Genomic DNA, 18289 nt, shown 5'->3' on the forward strand with positions numbered 1-18289 from the left:
CGTTGCGGCTCAGGACTTCTCGGCGTTACGCGCCTTCGATGCAGCTCGGTTGCGCTCACCGGCGTCGAGAATCACCTTGCGGATACGGACGCTCTCGGGCGTGACCTCCACGCACTCGTCCTCGCGGCAGAACTCCAGACTCTGCTCCAGCGACAGCTTGCGCGGCGGGATGACCTTCTCGAAGTTGTCGGCCGAGGAGGCACGCACGTTGGTGAGCTTCTTCTCCTTGGTGATGTTGATGTCCATGTCGTCGGCGCGGGAGTTCTCGCCGACGATCATGCCCTCGTACACCTCGGTGCCGGGCTCGACGAACAGCACGCCGCGCTCCTGCAGGTTGACCATCGCGTACGCGGTGACCGGGCCGGTACGGTCGGCGACCATCGAACCCGACATGCGGGTGACGATCTGGCCGTACCACGGCTCGTAGCCGTCGAAGACGTGGTGCGCGATGCCGGTGCCGCGGGTCTCGGTGAGGAACTCGGTGCGGAAGCCGATGAGGCCACGCGAGGGCACCTTGAACTCCATCCGGATCCAGCCGGTGCCGTGGTTGGTCATCTGCTCCATGCGACCCTTGCGCGCCGCGAGGATCTGGGTGATCGCGCCGAGGTACTCCTCCGGCGTGTCGATGGTCAGGGCCTCGACCGGCTCGTGCGTCTTGCCGTCGATCTCCTTGGTGACCACCTGCGGCTTGCCGACGGTCAGTTCATAGCCCTCACGCCGCATCTGCTCGACCAGGATCGCGAGCGCCAACTCACCACGGCCCTGCACCTCCCAGGCATCCGGACGCTCGGTCGGCAGGATGCGCAGCGACACGTTGCCGATGAGTTCGCGGTCGAGGCGGTCCTTGACCAGGCGGGCGGTGACCTTCGCACCACGCACCTTGCCGGCCAGCGGCGAGGTGTTGGTGCCGATCGTCATCGAGATCGCCGGCTCGTCGACCGTGATGAGCGGCAACGGGATCGGATTCTCCGGGTCGGCGAGCGTCTCACCGATGGTGATCTCGGGGATACCGGCGACGGCGATGATGTCACCCGGGCCGGCGCTGTCGGCGGGCTGACGCTCCAGGCCCTGGGTCATCAACAGTTCGGTGATCTTCACCTTCTGCTGGGTGCCGTCATGACGGCACCAGGTGACCTGCTGGCCCTTGTGCATCTCACCGTTGTGGATACGCAGCAGCGCCAGGCGTCCGAGGAAGTTGCTGGAGTCGAGGTTGGTGACGTGTGCCTGCAGCGGAGCGTCGTCGTCGTACGACGGTGCCGGGATCGTCTCCAGGATGGTCTTGAACAGCGGCTCCATCGAATCGCCTTCGGGCAGTTCGCCGTTCGCCGGACGAACCGTCGAGGCAACACCGTTCTTGGCGGACGCGTACACGACCGGGAAGTCGAGCTGGTCCATGTTGCCCTGCGCATCGTCGAGCAGGTCCATGAACAGTTCGTAGGCCTCTTCCTCGACCTCCTCGATGCGCGAGTCGGGGCGATCGACCTTGTTGATGCACAGGATCACCGGCATGTGCGCGGCGAGGGCCTTGCGCAGCACGAAGCGGGTCTGCGGCAACGGGCCCTCGGACGCGTCGACGAGCAGCACGACGCCGTCGACCATCGACAGGCCGCGCTCGACCTCTCCGCCGAAGTCGGCGTGGCCGGGGGTGTCGATGATGTTGATGGTGATCTTCTGGCCGTCGGCGGCGGGGCCGTCGTAGCTGATCGCGGTGTTCTTGGCGAGGATCGTGATGCCCTTCTCGCGCTCGAGGTCACCGGAGTCCATCACCCGCTCACCGGTCGTCTCGACGGTTTGGCGTTCGGAGAACGCACCCGTCTGCCAGAGCATCTTGTCGACAAGAGTGGTCTTGCCGTGGTCGACGTGAGCAACGATGGCGACGTTTCGAACGTCGTCGCGGGTCTTCAAGGGCATGACCGCGATTGTCTCATCCCGGGCACACTGCTTCCGACCACAGACCATCGGTCCCCGACCGCGCACGGCCTTGACCGGACACCAGGACTCAGATCGGTAACGGCCTGGATGGAGCTGGTGTGTTTGTCCTCACGTGCGGTCTAGGGTCACCACATCCGTACGGAGCGGGGTCATGCTGCCCGCCCACCCCGATGAGGAGAAAAGATGCAGACCTCCAGGAAGGCCTCCGCGCTCGCGGTTGTCAGCGCAGCCGCGCTGGTGCTCAGCGGCTGTGCCGAGTCCAAGCGCGAAGAGGGTGGAAAGGGGTCCGAGAGCGGCGGCCAGTCGAACGCCACGATGACCTTCGCCGCCGCGGGTGCGCCCAAGACCTTCGACCCCTTCTACGCGACCGACGGCGAGACCTTCCGCGTCGCCCGTCAGATCTTCGACGGCCTGGTCAACTTCAAGCCTGGCACCGCCGACCTCGCACCGGGCCTGGCCACCAGCTGGACCCCCAGCAAGGACGGCAAGACCTGGACCTTCAAGCTGCGCAGCGGAGTGAAGTTCACCGACGGGACGCCGTTCAACGCCGAGGCCGTCTGCAAGAACTTCGAGCGGATGGACAAGCAGAACGAGGCCGGCCAGACGGCGGCCGAGTACTGGTCGGACAACATGGGCGGCTTCAACAAGTCCAAGGACGACCTCTACCAGGGCTGCACCCCCAAGGGCACCGACTCGGTCGAGCTGAAGCTGTCGCGTGCGACCTCCAAGTTCCCGTCGCTGCTCGGCCTGCCGGCCTGGTCGATGCAGAGCCCCACCGCGCTGGACAAGTACAAGGCCAACGACGTGAAGGCGCAGGGCGACGGCATCACCCAGTCCGAGTACGCGTCCAAGTACCCGACCGGTACCGGTCCGTTCAAGTTCGAGAAGTACGACGTCCAGAACAAGACCATCACCCTCGTCCGCAACGACGACTTCTACGGTGAGAAAGCAAAGGTCGGCAAGCTGGTCTTCAAGATCATCCCCGACGGCACCTCTCGTAAGCAGGCGTTGTTGGCCGGTGACATCGACGGTTACGACCTGCCCAACCCAGTCGACTGGGACTCGCTGAAGAAGGCGGGCATGAACCTCGAGGTCCGCCCCGCGTTCAACATCCTCTACCTGGGTCTGAACCCGACGAAGAACCCGGCACTGAAGGATCTCAAGGTCCGCCAGGCGCTGTACCACGCGATCAACCGCGAACAACTGGTCAAGAACCAGCTGCCGGAGGGCGCGACCGCCGCCACCCAGTGGTACCCCAAGACCGTCGACGGCTACAGCGACTCGGTCATGAAGTACGACTACAACCCGGAGAAGGCCAAGCAGTTGCTGAAGGAGGCCGGACAGTCCAGCCTCTCGATCGACCTGTGGTACCCCTCCGAGGTCACCCGGCCCTACATGCCGGACCCGCAGAAGATCTTCCAGGCGATCAAGGGCGACTGGGAGAAGGCCGGCATCAAGGTCAACACCGTCACCAAACCGTGGAACGGCGGCTACACCGACGGCACGGCCAACGGCGCCTCGCCGGCATTCCTGATCGGTTGGACCGGCGACTACAACACGCCGGACAACTTCATCGCGAACTTCTTCATGGGCAAGCAGATGGGCATCTCCGCCTACCCGTGGGGCGCGCAGTTGAAGAAGGAGATCACCGACGCCGACAGCATCGTGAACGCCGATCAGCGCACCGCTGCGTACAAGAAGCTCAGCGAGAAGCTGATGAAGGAGTACGTGCCGGGTCTGCCGATCTCGAACTCGCCGCCGGCGATCGTGTTCGGCAAGAACATCAGCGGCATCGTCGCCAGCCCCCTCACCTCCGAGGACTTCTCGACGGCCGTCAAGAAGTAAGCAGGCTCCGACCTGACGAACGGCGGCGGCCGTGCCCTAGTGTTGCCGGGCACGGCCGCCGCCCGTTTCGGCCCTTCCGCCACCTTCGCACGAAAGGTTCCCGCGTTGCTGCGATACATCGCTCGCCGGGTGGTCCAGATGATCGGCGTGATGTTCGCGCTGTCGCTGTTGATCTTCGTGTGGTTACGAATGCTCCCCGGAGGCACCGTCTCGGCGATGCTGGGCGAGCGAGCCACACCTGAACGCGCCGCTCAACTGCGCAAGACCCTCGGTCTCGACCAGCCACTCCCCGTCCAGTACTGGAAGTTCCTCACCAACGCCCTGCAGGGCAAGTTCGGAGTCAGTTCCCAGGTGCAGGCCGGTTCCGACGCCATGGACGTGTTCCTCACCCGCCTCCCGGCCACCATGGAACTCGCCGGCCTCGCGATCGTGATCGCACTGATCACCGCGATCCCGCTCGGTTACCTCGCCGCCAAGCGCCGCGGAGGTATCTTCGACGCGCTCGGCATCGGCGTCTCGCTCGTCGGTGTGGCCGTGCCGGTGTTCTTCCTCGCGGTGGTCCTCAAGCAGTTCTTCGCGGTGGACTGGCACCTCTTGCCCGTGTCCGGGCGCCAAAGCCCCGAGCTCGAGGCGACCCGCGTCACCGGCTTCTTCATCTTCGACGGACTGATGACGCGGGAGTTCGATGCCGCGTGGGACGCCTTCAAACACCTCATCCTGCCCGCGATCGCCCTCGCGACCATCCCCTTCGCAGTGATCTTCCGGATCACCCGTGCCGCGGTGCTCGACGTGCTGGACGAGGACTTCATCCGCACCGCGGAGGCCAAGGGCCTCAAGCCGAGCACCATCCGCACCCGCCACGTCATGCGTAACGCCATGCTCCCGGTCGTCACCACGGTCGGCCTGCAGGTCGGCGGGCTGCTCACCGGTGCGGTGCTCACCGAAACCGTCTTCTCGATCCCGGGCCTCGGCGATGCGATGAAGGTCGGTTTCCAGGAGCGCGACTTCTCGGTCGTGCAGGTGCTGATCATCATGGCCGCCCTCACCTACGTCCTCGTCAATCTGCTGGTCGATATCGCCTACGCCTACATCGACCCTCGAGTCAGGATTCGGTGATTCGACCATGGTCTTGAACAGCAACTCCAAGAAGGCCCGTATCGACGAACTCGCCGAGCGTGCGGCCGTCCAGGACGGACTGGACGGCGGTGGCATCAATGACGGCGAAGGAGTAAGCCTGATCGCGAGCGCCTGGGCACGGCTGCGGCGCAACCCGATGTTCATCGTCGGGGCGATCATGGTCGCCCTCATCTTCCTCGTCGCGCTCTTCGCCGACGTGCTGGCGCCGCACGATCCCACGGTCCGCTACCTCGCCGACAAGGTGAGCCGGGCGAACAACCCCGTCCCGGGAGCGGAGCCGGGCTATCCGCTCGGCGCCGACGACCTCGGGCGTGACCTGCTCAGTCGTCTGATCCACGGGTCCCGCAACACGCTGATCATCGCGTTCGGAGCAACCGGCCTGGCCTTCTTCGGCGGTCTGGTACTCGGCACCCTGGCGGGCGCCTTCGGCGGATGGATCGACTCGGTGGTGATGCGCGTCGTCGACATCATGCTGTCGCTGCCCTCGCTGTTGCTCGCGTTCTCGATCGCGGCCCTGTTCGGACGCGGCTCGCAGACCACCGTCATCGTCGCCATCGGCATCGCGATGATGCCGACCTTCGCGCGCCTGCTGCGCGGCTCGATGATGGCGCAGCGCTCCAGCGACCACGTCCTGGCGGCGCGCTCGCTCGGCGTGAAGAAGTCCGCGATCGTTTTCCGGCACATGCTGCCCAACTCCCTGTCGCCGGTGCTGGTGCAGGCCACCATGGTGTTCGCCACCTCGATCATCGACGCAGCGGCGCTGAGCTTCCTCGGCGCCGGTAACCCCGACGACACCAAGCCGGAATGGGGCCAGATGCTCGGCCTGGCGCAGGAGTACTTCGACACCTTCCCGCACATGGCCGTCTACCCCGCGTTGTGCATCATCGCTGCCGCCCTCGGTTTCACGCTCATGGGCGAGTCCCTGCGTGAGGCCCTCGATCCCAAGTCCCGGAGGTGACCACGGTGACCATCACCGCTGATGCCAACCCCGACCGTCCGGCAGCGTCCGCCGACGTCCTGCTGCAGGTCCGTGACCTGACCGTCGACTTCGGCACGAAGGGCAGCAAGCCCTTCCGTGCGGTCGATCACGTCTCGTTCGACGTCCGCCCCGGCCAGACGGTCGGTCTGGTCGGTGAGTCCGGTTGCGGCAAGTCGGTCACCTCGATGGCGATCATGGGCCTGTTGCCCAAACGGGGTAACAAGGTCTCGGGCACCGTTCAGTTCGAGGGCACCGACCTGCTGTCGCTGTCCGACAACCAGATGCGCGAGCGCCGCGGCCGCGACGTCGCGATGATCTTCCAGGACCCCCTGTCGTCGCTCAATCCCGTTGTACCCCTGGGCATTCAGGTCACCGAGGTCATCGAGCGGCACCGCGGACTCTCCCGCAAGCAGGCCATGCCCGAGGCCAAGGAACTGCTCGACAAGGTCGGCATCCCCGACCCGAATCGGCGGCTGAAGGAGTACCCGCACCAACTGTCCGGCGGTATGCGTCAGCGCGCGCTGATCGCGATGGCGCTCGCCTGCAAACCACGCCTGCTGATCGCCGACGAACCGACGACCGCCCTCGACGTCACCATTCAGGCGCAGATTCTCACCCTGCTCTCAGAACTCGTGCGTGACTCGGGTACGGCGCTGGTGATGATCACCCACGACCTGGGTGTCGTCGCCGGCCTGTGTGACGAGGTCAACGTGCTGTACGGCGGACGTATCGTCGAACGCGCCGCGCGGCACGACCTGTTCGCGCAGCCTCGTCACCCGTACACCTACGGTTTGCTGGAATCGATCCCCAGGTTGGACGCGGCCCGTGGCCGGCTCAATCCGGTGCCCGGTTCGGTGGCCGACAACCTGCCGTGGACCTCGGCATGTGCGTTCGCGCCCCGGTGCTCGCAGCCGATCGGTCGGTGCACCGAGCAGACCCCCGAGTTGGAACAGATCGAACCCGGACTGGACGGTGACCGGCTGCTGCGCTGCTTCAACCCGATCGAAGGAAAGGACCGCCGATGAGCACCGCCACCACCGCGCACGGCCGCTCGCAGCATTCGCCCGGCGACGACGTGCTGGTCGAGGTCACCGGTGTCAAGGTGCACTTCCCGATCAAACGGGGAGTGATCTTCGACAAGACGGTCGGCTATGTGTACGCGGTCGACGGCGTCGACCTGCAGATCAAGCGTGGCGAGACGTACGGTCTGGTCGGCGAATCCGGTTGCGGCAAGTCGACATTCGGACGTGCGTTGCTACGCCTGGAAGACCTGACCGAGGGCACGGTGATCTTCGACGGCGTCGACGTCGCCTCGCTTCAGGGTGAGGAACTGCGCCGCAAGCGCAAAGACATGCAGATGGTCTTCCAGGACCCGCTGTCCTCCCTCGACCCCCGCCAGACCGTCGAGGCGCTGCTGCTCGAGGGCATGAACGCCCACGGACTCGCGAAGGACAAGGCGGCCGCCAACAAGCGGCTGCGCGAACTGCTCTCCGCGGTCGGCCTGCCCGCGGCAGCGCTGAAGAAGTACCCGCACGAGTTCTCCGGTGGTCAGCGTCAGCGCATCGGCATCGCCCGCGCGCTCTCGGTCGACCCGAAGCTGATCGTGGCCGACGAACCCGTGTCCGCGCTCGACGTCTCGGTGCAGGCCCAGGTCATCAACCTGTTGGAAGACCTGCAGGAAGAGTTCGGCCTCACCTATCTGGTCGTCGCGCACGATCTCGCGGTGGTTCGCCACATCAGTGATCGCATCGGCGTGATGTACCTCGGTTCGCTCGTCGAGGAGTCGGACGCCGACGATCTGTACGCGCACCCGCTGCACCCGTACACGCGCGCCCTGATGTCAGCCGTCCCGGTGCCCGACCCCGTCGTCGAGGACAACCGCGAGCGGATCATCCTCGTCGGCGACCTGCCGAGCCCGGCCAACCCGCCGAGCGGCTGCCGATTCCACACGCGGTGCCCGTGGAAGCAGGAGACGAAGTGCGACACCGAGCGTCCCGAACTGCGCATCGTGCAGATCGACGGCGTGCCCCAGGGACACCAGGTCGCCTGCCATTACGCCGAACAGATCGCGTCCGGGGAGTTGCAGCCCCACGAGGTCAAGGCGGTCGCCACCGACCAGACCGGTGACTCCTCCGACGAGGCCGGGTCGATGTTCGAGCCCGAGAAGCTGTAGGCCGCAAAGACGCGTGCGACGTGGTCGTCCTGGTGCAAGGCGACCACGTCTCACGCGTTTTCGGTTCAGGCTTCGGGCCAGAACTCGCGCATCACCGTCCGTAGCGTGTCTGCGCTGGCGGTGAAGCGCTGCGTCTCCTGCTCGTCCAGGTCGAGTTCGACCACCTCGCGCACCCCGCGGCGGCCGATGCTGGCCGGCACCCCGATGTAGATGCCCTCCTGGCCGTACTGCCCTTCGAGCAACGCGGACACCGGCAGCGTCACCTTCTGGTTCGACAGGATCGCCCGGGTGATGCGGGCCAGCGCCATGCCGATGCCATAACTGGTCGACCCCTTGGCGGCGATGATGTCGTAGGCGGCGTCCCGCGTCCGAACGTAGATGTCCTCGATGTCGGCCTCGATCTGCGGGTTCGCGGCGATCCGCTTGGCGAGGGAGCGGCCCGCGATCGACGCGGCGCTCCACACCGGCAGCTCGGAGTCGCCGTGTTCGCCGATGATCATCGCGTGGACGTTGGTGGTGGCCACCTCGAAGTACTGCGCCAGGTTGTACCGCAGTCGCGCCGTGTCGAGGCTGGTGCCCGATCCGAGCACCTGTGCCGACGGCAGACCGCTGTGCCGCCAGGTGGCGTAGGTGAGGATGTCGACCGGGTTCGTAGCCACCAGGAAGATGCCGTCGAACCCGGACGCCATGACCTTGCTGACGATGTCCTGGGTGATGCGGACGTTGGTGCCCACCATGTCGAGCCGGGTCTGGCCGGCCTTCTGAGCAGCACCGGCACACAGCACGACGATGGCGGCGTCCCTGCACTCCTCGTAGCCGCCGTGGGTGACGGTGATCGGACTCGGCGCCCACGCCTCGCAGTGGTTGAGATCGGTGACCTCGCCACGGGTGCGGTTCTCGTCGGTGTCGAGCAGCACCAGTTCGTCGGCGATGCCCTGGTTGACCAACGCGTACGCGTAGGCGATGCCGACCGCGCCGGCACCGATCAGGACGACCTTGTTCTCGACGTACTTCATCGGGCTCTCCCCTGCAGACGGATGCGCTGACGGGGCCGAGCCTACGAGCCCGCCCGTGACCAACGCGAATGCAGCAGGTGAACGATCGGCAGATCGTCGCGCAACCAGCCCACGTCGAACAGGTCATCGAGCGGCAGCCAGCGCAACTCGTCGTGATCCTCCAGCGGCGCGGGTACGCCCGAGGTGATGACAGCCAGGAAGACGAACATCAGATAGTTCTCACCGAGCGGCCAACCGCCGTCCTGCGGACCGGGCACGTCGTCGCCGAGATGGACGTGAACTCCCAACTCCTCCAATAGTTCTCGGCGCATAGCCACCTCGTGGCTCTCACCCTCGTCGACCTTGCCACCGGGGAACTCCCAGCCGCCGGCAAGGGCTGCGGGGGCTGACCTGCGGGCGGCGAGCAGAAGCGTCGGTGCAGCCAGATCGTCGACGATCGCAGCCCCGACGACGTGCCGGTTCACGCGTCCGCCTTCACACCGTGCGGATCAGTGAAGAACAACACGGCGACGACGCCGATGAGGACGACGGCCGCCGGCAGGTACAGCGATTCACCCATCGCGCGGGAGAACTCGTGGGCGACGTGCGGGATGTGACCGATCGATCCTCCGGCGGCGCCCGGTTCCGGTGAGGTCAACCCCGCCCCCGCGCCGAGCCGGTCGGCCAGTCGAGCCTCCATCAACGAGGCGATCGCGGCACTGCCGAGCACCGCGCCGACCTGGCGGGTGGTGTTGTAGACACCCGAACCGGCGCCGGCTCGCTGCGGCGGCAGGGTGCGCGTTGCGGTCACCGACAGCGGTGACCACATGAAGCCGTTGGCGACGCCCAGCAGCAGGATCGGCATCAGCACGAGCCACAACGGCGTGTCTCGGTCGAGCAGATACCCGAGCCACACCAGCGCCACAACGAAGCAGGAGAGCCCGAACCCGGCGAGGATCCGCGGATGCATCCGGTCGACCAGGCGTCCGACGAAGGGTGCGAGCGCGGCGGTGAGCAGGGCCATCGGTGCGAGCAGCAGCGCCGCCTGGGTCGGCGTCCAGCCGCGCACCACCTGCGCCCAGAGCATGATCGGGAACGCCATCGCGGTGATCGCCAGTCCGACGGTCGCGATCGCCACGTTGGCGAGGGAGTAGTTGCGGTTGCTGAACAGGACCAGCGGCACCAACGGCTCGGATCGGTTCACCCGCTGCCAGTACACGAAGGCAGCCAGGACGAGCAGTCCCCCGATGATCAGCAGTGGCACCGAGATGAACCCCGTGATGGTGCCCCAGTCGTAACGCTGTCCCTCCTGAATACCGAACACCACCAGGAACATCCCGACCGCCGACAGCCCCACACCAAGCAGGTCGAAGCGATGCGACTGCACCGACAGGTCGGGCACCAGGCGCCAGGCCAGCACGAACGCGAGCACCCCGATCGGCACATTGATGATGAAGATCCATTCCCAGCTGAGCTCGTCGATCAGCACGCCGCCGAGGATGGGACCCACGAGCGTCGCGACTCCCGCGGTCGCGCCCCACGCACCCATCGCGGCGCCACGCCGTTCGGCCGGGAAGATACGCGTGATGATCGTCATCGTCTGCGGCGACAACAGGGCTGCGCCGACGCCCTGCACGACGCGCGCGGTGATGAGCCCGCCGATGGACGACGTCAGGCCGCACCACAAGGACGCGAGCGTGAACACGGTGAGCCCGACGAGGTACACCCGCTTGGGACCGAAGCGGTCGCCGAGGCGTCCGGTGATCAGCAGCGGCGTCGCGTACGCGAGCAGGTAGGCGCTGGTCACCCACACCACCCCGGTGATGTCGGCGTCCAGTCCCTCGATCAGCGCCGGCGTCGCGACCGAGACGATCGTGGAGTCGACCAGGATCATGAAGAACCCGAACAACAGCGCGAACAGTGCGCGCCAGGAATCCTTCAGATCATCGGTAGCCATGCGGCAACGATAGGCCTGCTGTCGGCTGGTCAGATGAGCCTTCCCTTCGTGGACACCGCCGCTTCGCCCGAGCACAGTTGGAGGGAGCGCTCCGTGCACAGTTCCGTGCACGGTTCCGTGCACGGTTCCGTGCACACTTGCGAGCACAGACAGACGACGCGCGGGAGGAACGACATGAGCACCGACGCCACGAAGGCGGACGTCGTCGTCCCGCACCCCGACGAACCGCACACCGAGAGCACGGCCAGCCGGCTCAATTGGTTGCGCGCCGCAGTGCTGGGCGCCAACGACGGCATCATCAGCGTTGCGGGGCTGGTCATCGGTGTCGCCGGTGCGACCAACGACCGTCAGTCCTTGTTGGTCGCGGGCAGCGCCGGACTGGTCGCGGGAGCGCTCTCCATGGCGGCCGGCGAGTACGTCTCGGTCAGCACTCAGCGCGACGGCGAGAAAGCGTTGATCGCCAAAGAGATTCGCGAGCTGGAGGAGATCCCCGAGGAGGAACTCGAGGAGCTCACGCAGATCTACCAGAGCAAGGGTCTGGATCGCGAGCTCGCGGAACAGGTCGCGGTGAAGCTCACCGCCAACGACGCGCTCGCCGCGCACGCCGAGGTCGAACTCGGGATCGATCCCGACGAATACACCAACCCCTGGCACGCCGCCTGGGCCTCGATGGGCGCGTTCACTCTCGGGGCGCTGCTGCCGGTGCTGGTCATCCTGCTGCCGAGCAGCATCAACGTGCCGGTGACCTTCCTCGCGGTCGCCATCGGTCTGATGACCACCGGCGCCGTCAGCGCCCGTCTCAGCGAGGCGAACGTGCGCGCCGCCGTCCTTCGCAACGTCCTCGGCGGATCGATCGCGATGGCCGTGACCTTCGGCATCGGCAGCCTGGTCGGCACCGGAGTCTGACACACGTCTGACTCACCGAGTGGCCGGGCTACGGTCGGGTGGCCGGGTTATGTCCCGGCCACCGGTTCACAGCCCGGCCACTCGGCGAGTCTCAGAACAGACCGGTGACCTGACTCTCCGCATCGACCGAGATACGTTCTGCACCAGGAGTTTTCGGCAATCCGGGCATCGTCATGATGGTGCCACAGACGAAGACGACGAAGCCTGCGCCGGCGGCGAGACGGACCTCGCGCACCTCGAGGGTGTGTCCCGTGGGCGCTCCGCGCAATGCCGGATCGGTCGAGAAGGACATCTGGGTCTTGGCGACGCAGACCGGCAGGTCGCCGTACCCCTCCGCCTCGAGTGCGGCGATCTGCCTGCGGACCGCGGCCGGGATGTCGACCGAACCCGCGCGGTACACGCGCGTCGCAACGGCGTGCAGCTTCTCCTCCAAGGATGCCTCGTCGCCGTAGGTGAACTGCAGGTCGGGTGACGGGCTCTCGGCCACGGCGAGTCGGACGGCGCGCGCCAGGTCGAGTGCACCTTCGCCACCGTCGGCGAAGTGGGTCGCGAGTTGCACCGACACCCCGCGGTCGGCCATGCGCTTGCGCAGCAGATCGATCTCGGCGTCGGTGTCGGACGGGAAACGGTTGATGCCCACGACGACCGGCAGACCGAAGACGTTCTGGATGTTCTCCAAGTGGCGGTAGAGGTTCAGCAGACCGTCGTCCAACGCCTGCAGGTTCTCGGTCGTCAGATCGGCCGTTGCAACGCCGCCGTGGTACTTCATCGAACGGATCGTCGCGACGATCACGACGACGTCCGGACGCAGCCCGGTCATGCGGCACTTGAGGTCGACGAACTTCTCTGCGCCGAGGTCGGCACCGAAGCCTGCTTCAGTCACGACCCAGTCCGCGTGTGCGAGACCGGCATTCGTCGCCATGACCGAGTTGCAACCATGCGCGATGTTCGCGAAGGGACCGCCGTGCACGAACGCCGGGTTGCCCTCGAGGGTCTGGACGAGGTTGGGCGACAACGCGTCCTTGAGCAGGGCTGTCATCGCGCCGTCGGCCTTCAGGTCAGCCGCGGTCACCGGCTCGTTGTCACGCGTGCGGGCCACAACGATGCGTCCGATCCGTTCGCGCAGGTCCTCCAGGGAAGTGGCCAGACAGAAGATCGCCATGATCTCCGAGGCCACGACGATGTCGAACCCCGACTCGCGCGGGATGCCGTTGATGACGCCGCCGAGTCCGATGACGATGTCGCGCAACGCCCGATCGTTCACATCGAGCACCCGCTTGAGCAGAATGCGCCGCTGGTCGATGCCGAGCTCGTTGCCGTGGTGCAGGTGGTTGTCGAGCATCGCAGCCAAGAGGTTGTGAGCCGCTGCGATCGCGGCGAAGTCACCGGTGAAGTGCAGGTTGATGTCGGCCATCGGGTTCAGCTGCGCGTAACCACCACCGGCCGCGCCGCCCTTCATCCCGAACACCGGACCGAGCGAGGGCTCGCGCAGGCAGACGATCGCGTTCTCGCCCAGCTGGTTGAGCGCGTCGGTGAGACCGACGCTGGTCGTCGTCTTGCCCTCGCCCGCCGGGGTCGGACTGGTCGCGGTCACCAGCACCAGCTTCGAACCGGGCCTGCGCTCCGAAGCGGCGACGTGTCGCACGTCGACCTTGGCTTTGTGATCGCCGTACTTGTACATGGCCCGAGCCGGGATGCCGGCTCGTTCGGCGACGTCTTCGATCGGCCGCATGGGGGTGGTGGCGGCAATCTCCACATCACTGGGTTGCGTCATGGATCACACTCTGCCGCACCCGCTCCGGCGGCGCAGCGGATGCCGGACCGAACTCGACTAAGCAAACGCTTACCAAGCCGGGATCGAACGTCTACCGTGGGAACAACCACTGCCGTCCGATGGATCGAGGCTGAACGATGCAACGCCAGTTGACCGACGAGGACCGGGCTTTCCAGCAGGAAATGCGCCGGTTCTTCACCGAGACCGTTCCCGAGGGGCTTCGCTCCGGCCTGTCCAAGGACGGCGAGGTCGACCCCGACGTCATGCGTCGCGCCCAGCGGTTGCTCAACGAGCACGGCCTGGCCGTCCCGCACTGGCCGACCGAGTTCGGTGGCAAGGACTGGACCGAACTGCAGCGGCACATCTGGCGCACCGAGATGCAGGCGGCCAACGTCCCGCCGCCGCTGGCGTTCAACGCCAACATGATCGGCCCGGTCATCGCCTCCTTCGGCTCGCAGGAGCAGAAGGAGCGCTTCCTGCCGCCCACCGCGAACCTCGACATCTGGTGGTGCCAGGGCTTCTCCGAGCCGGACGCCGGCTCCGACCTGGCCTCGTTGCGCACCACCGCCGTCCGCGAGGGCGACGAGTACATCGTCAACGGTCAGAAGACCTGGACGACGCTCGGGCAGTTCGCCGACTGGATCTTCTGCCTGGTGCGCACCGACCCGAACGCGCCGAAGAAGCAGATGGGCATCTCGATGTTGCTCATCGAGATGAACTCCCCCGGCGTGACCCTGCGTCCCATCAAGTTGATCGACGGCGGCCACGAGGTCAACGAGGTGTTCTTCGAGAACGTCCGCGTGCCGGCTGACCAGCTCGTCGGCGAGGAGAACAAGGGGTGGGACTACGCGAAGTTCCTGCTCGGCAACGAGCGTGTCGGTGTCGCTCCCGTGGGCTCGATCAAGCGCAACCTCGCCGACGCGAAAGCCTATGCGGCACAGACGAAGACGGCGACCGGCACGATGCTGGACGACCCGCTTCTCGCGGCCCGGATCGCCGAGCTCGAGGCCGAGGTGATGGCCCTCGAGGTCACCGTCATGCGCGTCGCGGGCAACAGCAAGGAGGGCAAGCCGGACCCGGTGTCCTCGATCCTGAAGTTGCGCGGCAGCGAGTTGCAGCAGGAGGTCCTCGAACTCATCACCGACATCGCCGGACCGGCGTCGCTGCACTGGACGCCGACCGACGACATCGAGGAGTGGGCCGCGCGCTCCACGCCCATGTATCTCAACTTCCGCAAGGCATCCATCTACGGCGGATCCAACGAGGTGCAGCGCAGCGTCATCTCCGGCGGCATCCTCGGACTGAAGGGCTGAACAACCATGGACTTCACCTACGACGACGAACAGAAGGCCCTGCAGAGCGCGGTGCGCGAGATGGCGAATCGCCTTGTGCCGCAGGAAACTTCCGGTGATGTACCGGTCGGTCCGCGGCCGCTCGACCGGGACGCCTGGACGGCCATCGCCGAGATGGGCTTGCTGGGTCTGCCCATCTCCGAGGACGCCGGCGGCATGGGCGCGAGCCCGGTCGAGGTGTCCATCGCCGCGGCCGAACTGGGCGCTGCCCGCCTCGAACTCCCCTACGCCGACGCCATGGCGGCTGCCGTGGTGGTCGCCCGTGGCGAGGGCGGCGACGACCTGCTCGAGTCGATCGTCGACGGCAGTTCGGTCGTCCTCACGGCACTGGCCGAGCCCGGCCGCGCCTGGGACCCCGAACACCCGGAGGCGACCGCGACCAAGTCCGACGACGGATGGACGATCACCGGCCACAAGCTCGGCAACAACGACCTGACCGAGGCCGACGCCGTCGTCATCACGGCGCAGTGCCCGGACGAGGGCTGCACCTGCGTCTTCCTGGTCAGGGAACCGAAGGCGTCCGGCGCGAGCGTCTCGTTCGAAAGCGCCGAGGCGATCCGCCTCGGCGACCTCGACCTGCTCGCCGAAGGCCTCAATGTCGGCATCATCGCGCTCGGCGGTGAAGCGCTCGGCGCCATGGGTGCGGCGCTGCGCTCGACCGTGGAGTACCTCAAGACGCGCAAGCAGTTCGGCGTGCCGCTGGCGGCTTTCCAGACGCTGACCCAGCGTGCTGCCGACATGTACGTCAGCGTCGAACTGGCCCGCAGCACAGTCAATTTCGCATCGATGGCCATCACCGACCACCCGGGTGACAGCGCGACCGCGTCGCGGCTGAAGCTGATCACCGGGCGCACCGGTCGCCACGTGGGACAGGAAGCGATCCAGTTGCACGGTGGCATCGGCATGACCGCGGAATACTCGGTCGGCCACCACACCACGCGACTGACGCAGATCGAGCACACCTTCGGCGACAGCCGGTACCACCTGGCCCGCCTGGCCGCCGGAGTGCGCGAACACGAGATGGTCGACGTCCTGGCGTGAGCCCGACTCCGTTCACTACACTGGATAGTAGGTACGAGTGGGAGGTTCAGCCATGATCGTCGTCGGCTACAACGACACCCCGGACTGCGAACGCGCGCTCGAATGGGCGGCCAGTGAGGCACGACGCAGCGGCGACAAGCTGCGCGTCGTGTCCGCCACCGGAATGCCCACGTTCGCGGACGCCGGCGCAGGGGTGATGATCGACCGCCAGGTCATTGAGGACGGCGCCGCCGAGATGGCGAAGATCGGTGCGGAGAAAGCGTCCGCGCTGGGTGCGTCCGACGTCGAACCGCACCACTCGCTGGGCAACCCGGCCGAGATCCTCGTCGAGGCAGCTGAGGGTGCGCGCGTGATCGTGCTCGGCAGTCGCGGACGCGGTCCGGTGCTATCGGCTCTGCTCGGTTCGGTCTCGTATGCCGTTGCGGCACACGCGAAGTGCCCGGTCGTGGTGGTTCGCGCGGATGCACCGTCCGTCGGTCCGCAACACCCGATCGTGGTCGGGGTGGACGACTCCAAGCCGTCCCAGCGGGCCCTCGCGATGGCCTGCGAGGTGGCCGCCGAACGCGGCGCGCCGCTGCACCTGGTGGCCGTGTGGTCGCAGCCTGCCGCGACCATCGCAGCCGCCTCGTACGTCGACGGCGCGGTGCTGATGACCGCCGGTGAAGGCATCCACGAAGCGGTCGAGGCCGAGTTGCGCGGCACTGCTGATCGGCTCCGCACCGATCACCCCGACCTCTCCATCACCGCCGAGGTGATCGAGGGCGATCCGGCGTCCGCTCTCGCCGCCGAGGCCGACCGCGTCGGCGCCTCGATGCTCGCCATCGGCACGCGCGGTCGCGGCGGGTTCCGCGGCATGATGCTGGGCTCGGTGAGCCACGGTGTGCTGCACTCCGCCAAGTGCCCGGTGGCGATCGTGCGCTGACCACGACGAGTCCGGTTCGAGTGTCATGAGGGATGAGGCGTGTCTGCCTCATCCCTCATGACACTCGCGGGCCCCGGCGGGAATGCGGAGGCGGTCCCCGGCTTTGATAGGAGCATGAACGTCGACATCTGGTCCGATCTCGCCTGCCCGTGGTGCTTCATCGGCACCGAACGTTTCCACCAGGCGCTGGCCGATTTCGAGGGCCGCGACGACGTCCGGGTCATCTGGCACAGCTACCAGCTCGACCCGAACCTTCCCGAGCACTTCGAGGGTTCGGAAATCGACTACCTGACCGAATCCAAGGGCATGCCCCGCGACCAGATCGAGGCGATGACCGAGCAGGTCGCCGGCGTCGCCGCTGCCGACGGTCTGCAGTTCGATTACGCCAACCTCAAGGTCGCGAACAGCCGGCTGGCACACCACCTGGTGCACCTGGCTCAGTTGCGCGGCGTTGCGACCGAGGTCAATCGCGCGCTCTTCGCTGCGCACTTCGAGAACGGCGAGGACATCGCCGACAAGGACGTGCTGACCCGCATCGGCACCGAGCACGGGCTGTCCGCGGACGAGATCGGTGAGGCTCTCGGCTCCGAGCAGTACGACACCGCGATGCGCTCGGACACCGATCAGGCCAAGGGCATCGGGATCAACGGCGTACCGTTCTTCGTCGTCGACGGACGCTTCGGCGTCAGCGGCGCGCAGCCGGTCGACACCTTCGCCAAGGCGCTCACGCTTGCCCTCCAGGACGCCCCCCAAGGCGGCGGCTGCTGCGGCGGAAGCTGTTGCGGCTGAGGTCTATCCGACCGCAGCTGCCAGTCGGTCGATCGAACCCAGCAACCGTTCGGACGTCGTCCAGCGCGCCCGTTCGAAGCGCTGTTCGTCGGTGAGGCCGGTCCAGTCGTAGGTGTGCGTCACCCGGGTCGAGCCGGTGTCGATCGGTTCGAGTTCCCAGCGCCACAGATGGCCCGCCTGCGGCTCGCCGACACCGGAGGGCTTCCAGGCGATCAGCCGACCCTCCTCGAACTCGACGACGTGGTTGTCGCGTTCCTTGCCCTTCGTCGTGGTCATCCGGAAAACATCACCGACCTGGCGGACCCGTTGTCCTGCAGCGGCTTTCGAGAGGTTGTCGTTTCCGTCCCACTCCGGCTGCCGGGCAGGATCGGCGATGAGTTCGAAGATGACGTCCGCGGGTGCGTCGATGTCGCGGGTGGCCGAGACAACCCTGACGAAGTGAGGAATCACAAACGCCTGATGTGTCCGACCCGATCGAGACCACGAC

General features: G+C 66.6%; 16 protein-coding genes. 10 read left to right on the top strand and 6 right to left on the bottom strand.

Going from position 1 to position 18289, the window contains the following annotated elements:
• Nucleotides 1-9: 9 nt before the first annotated feature.
• A complete protein-coding gene (typA, locus tag ACYU8W_RS10725) occupies nucleotides 10-1911 on the bottom strand; it encodes a translational GTPase TypA (RefSeq protein WP_129626220.1) in 1902 nt (633 codons plus the stop codon).
• A 204-nt stretch (nucleotides 1912-2115) separates the two neighbouring features.
• On the opposite strand from typA, the gene ACYU8W_RS10730 reads away from it, so the two are divergent.
• The 5 genes from ACYU8W_RS10730 to ACYU8W_RS10750 all read left to right on the top strand — a co-directional run bounded on the left by ACYU8W_RS10730 (nucleotide 2116) and on the right by ACYU8W_RS10750 (nucleotide 8066).
• Nucleotides 2116-3777, top strand: coding sequence for an ABC transporter substrate-binding protein (locus tag ACYU8W_RS10730; RefSeq protein WP_499468968.1), 1662 nt, complete (start codon nucleotides 2116-2118; stop codon nucleotides 3775-3777).
• Nucleotides 3778-3882: 105 nt separating this feature from the next.
• On the top strand, nucleotides 3883-4893 hold the full coding sequence (locus tag ACYU8W_RS10735) for an ABC transporter permease (protein WP_499468970.1): 1011 nt from the start codon (nucleotides 3883-3885) through the stop codon (nucleotides 4891-4893).
• A gap of 7 nt (nucleotides 4894-4900) precedes the next feature.
• The gene (locus ACYU8W_RS10740) at nucleotides 4901-5872 is read left to right on the top strand and encodes an ABC transporter permease (protein ID WP_499468972.1); all 972 of its coding nucleotides are present in this window, start codon (nucleotides 4901-4903) and stop codon (nucleotides 5870-5872) included.
• Between the two features lie 5 nt (nucleotides 5873-5877).
• Nucleotides 5878-6918, top strand: coding sequence for an ABC transporter ATP-binding protein (locus ACYU8W_RS10745; RefSeq protein ID WP_499468973.1), 1041 nt, complete (start codon nucleotides 5878-5880; stop codon nucleotides 6916-6918).
• Entirely contained in the window at nucleotides 6915-8066 is a 1152-nt protein-coding gene (locus tag ACYU8W_RS10750) for an ABC transporter ATP-binding protein (protein ID WP_499468975.1), read from the top strand. Before ACYU8W_RS10745 ends, ACYU8W_RS10750 begins: the two co-directional genes overlap by 4 nt.
• Before the next feature lie 65 nt (nucleotides 8067-8131).
• Here the strand turns inward: ACYU8W_RS10750 and ACYU8W_RS10755 are convergent, their stop codons facing one another.
• Genes ACYU8W_RS10755 through ACYU8W_RS10765 form a run of 3 tightly spaced genes read right to left on the bottom strand, consistent with a single transcriptional unit; the run spans nucleotide 8132 to nucleotide 11018 of the window.
• A complete protein-coding gene (locus ACYU8W_RS10755) occupies nucleotides 8132-9082 on the bottom strand; it encodes an L-lactate dehydrogenase (RefSeq protein WP_499468977.1) in 951 nt (316 codons plus the stop codon).
• A 41-nt stretch (nucleotides 9083-9123) separates the two neighbouring features.
• Nucleotides 9124-9546, bottom strand: a complete 423-nt coding sequence (locus ACYU8W_RS10760) for an NUDIX domain-containing protein (protein WP_499468979.1) — start codon at nucleotides 9544-9546, stop codon at nucleotides 9124-9126.
• On the bottom strand, nucleotides 9543-11018 hold the full coding sequence (locus tag ACYU8W_RS10765; RefSeq protein WP_499468981.1) for a DHA2 family efflux MFS transporter permease subunit: 1476 nt from the start codon (nucleotides 11016-11018) through the stop codon (nucleotides 9543-9545). The genes ACYU8W_RS10760 and ACYU8W_RS10765 overlap by 4 nt, the downstream gene beginning before the upstream one ends.
• Before the next feature lie 174 nt (nucleotides 11019-11192).
• Here ACYU8W_RS10765 and ACYU8W_RS10770 point away from each other — a divergent pair, with 174 nt between their 5' ends.
• The gene (locus ACYU8W_RS10770; protein ID WP_499468983.1) at nucleotides 11193-11924 is read left to right on the top strand and encodes a VIT1/CCC1 transporter family protein; all 732 of its coding nucleotides are present in this window, start codon (nucleotides 11193-11195) and stop codon (nucleotides 11922-11924) included.
• Between the two features lie 91 nt (nucleotides 11925-12015).
• On the opposite strand, the gene ACYU8W_RS10775 is transcribed toward ACYU8W_RS10770, so the two are convergent.
• The gene (locus tag ACYU8W_RS10775) at nucleotides 12016-13698 is read right to left on the bottom strand and encodes a formate--tetrahydrofolate ligase (protein WP_499468985.1); all 1683 of its coding nucleotides are present in this window, start codon (nucleotides 13696-13698) and stop codon (nucleotides 12016-12018) included.
• Between the two features lie 137 nt (nucleotides 13699-13835).
• On the opposite strand from ACYU8W_RS10775, the gene ACYU8W_RS10780 reads away from it, so the two are divergent.
• The 4 genes from ACYU8W_RS10780 (at nucleotide 13836) to ACYU8W_RS10795 (ending at nucleotide 17802) form a co-directional block, all read left to right on the top strand.
• Complete coding sequence (locus ACYU8W_RS10780) at nucleotides 13836-15011, top strand: acyl-CoA dehydrogenase family protein (protein WP_499468987.1); 1176 nt, start codon at nucleotides 13836-13838, stop codon at nucleotides 15009-15011.
• Nucleotides 15012-15017: 6 nt separating this feature from the next.
• Nucleotides 15018-16091: an acyl-CoA dehydrogenase family protein gene (locus tag ACYU8W_RS10785; RefSeq protein WP_499468989.1), complete on the top strand. Its 1074-nt coding sequence runs from the start codon at nucleotides 15018-15020 to the stop codon at nucleotides 16089-16091.
• Nucleotides 16092-16143: 52 nt separating this feature from the next.
• Entirely contained in the window at nucleotides 16144-17013 is an 870-nt protein-coding gene (locus tag ACYU8W_RS10790; RefSeq protein ID WP_499468991.1) for a universal stress protein, read from the top strand.
• 114 nt (nucleotides 17014-17127) lie between these two features.
• Entirely contained in the window at nucleotides 17128-17802 is a 675-nt protein-coding gene (locus ACYU8W_RS10795) for a DsbA family oxidoreductase (protein ID WP_499468993.1), read from the top strand.
• Nucleotides 17803-17805: 3 nt separating this feature from the next.
• On the opposite strand, the gene ACYU8W_RS10800 is transcribed toward ACYU8W_RS10795, so the two are convergent.
• Nucleotides 17806-18252, bottom strand: coding sequence for an SRPBCC family protein (locus tag ACYU8W_RS10800; protein ID WP_499468995.1), 447 nt, complete (start codon nucleotides 18250-18252; stop codon nucleotides 17806-17808).
• Nucleotides 18253-18289 lie beyond the last annotated feature (37 nt).

It is taken from the genome of Yimella radicis, from assembly GCF_054778255.1.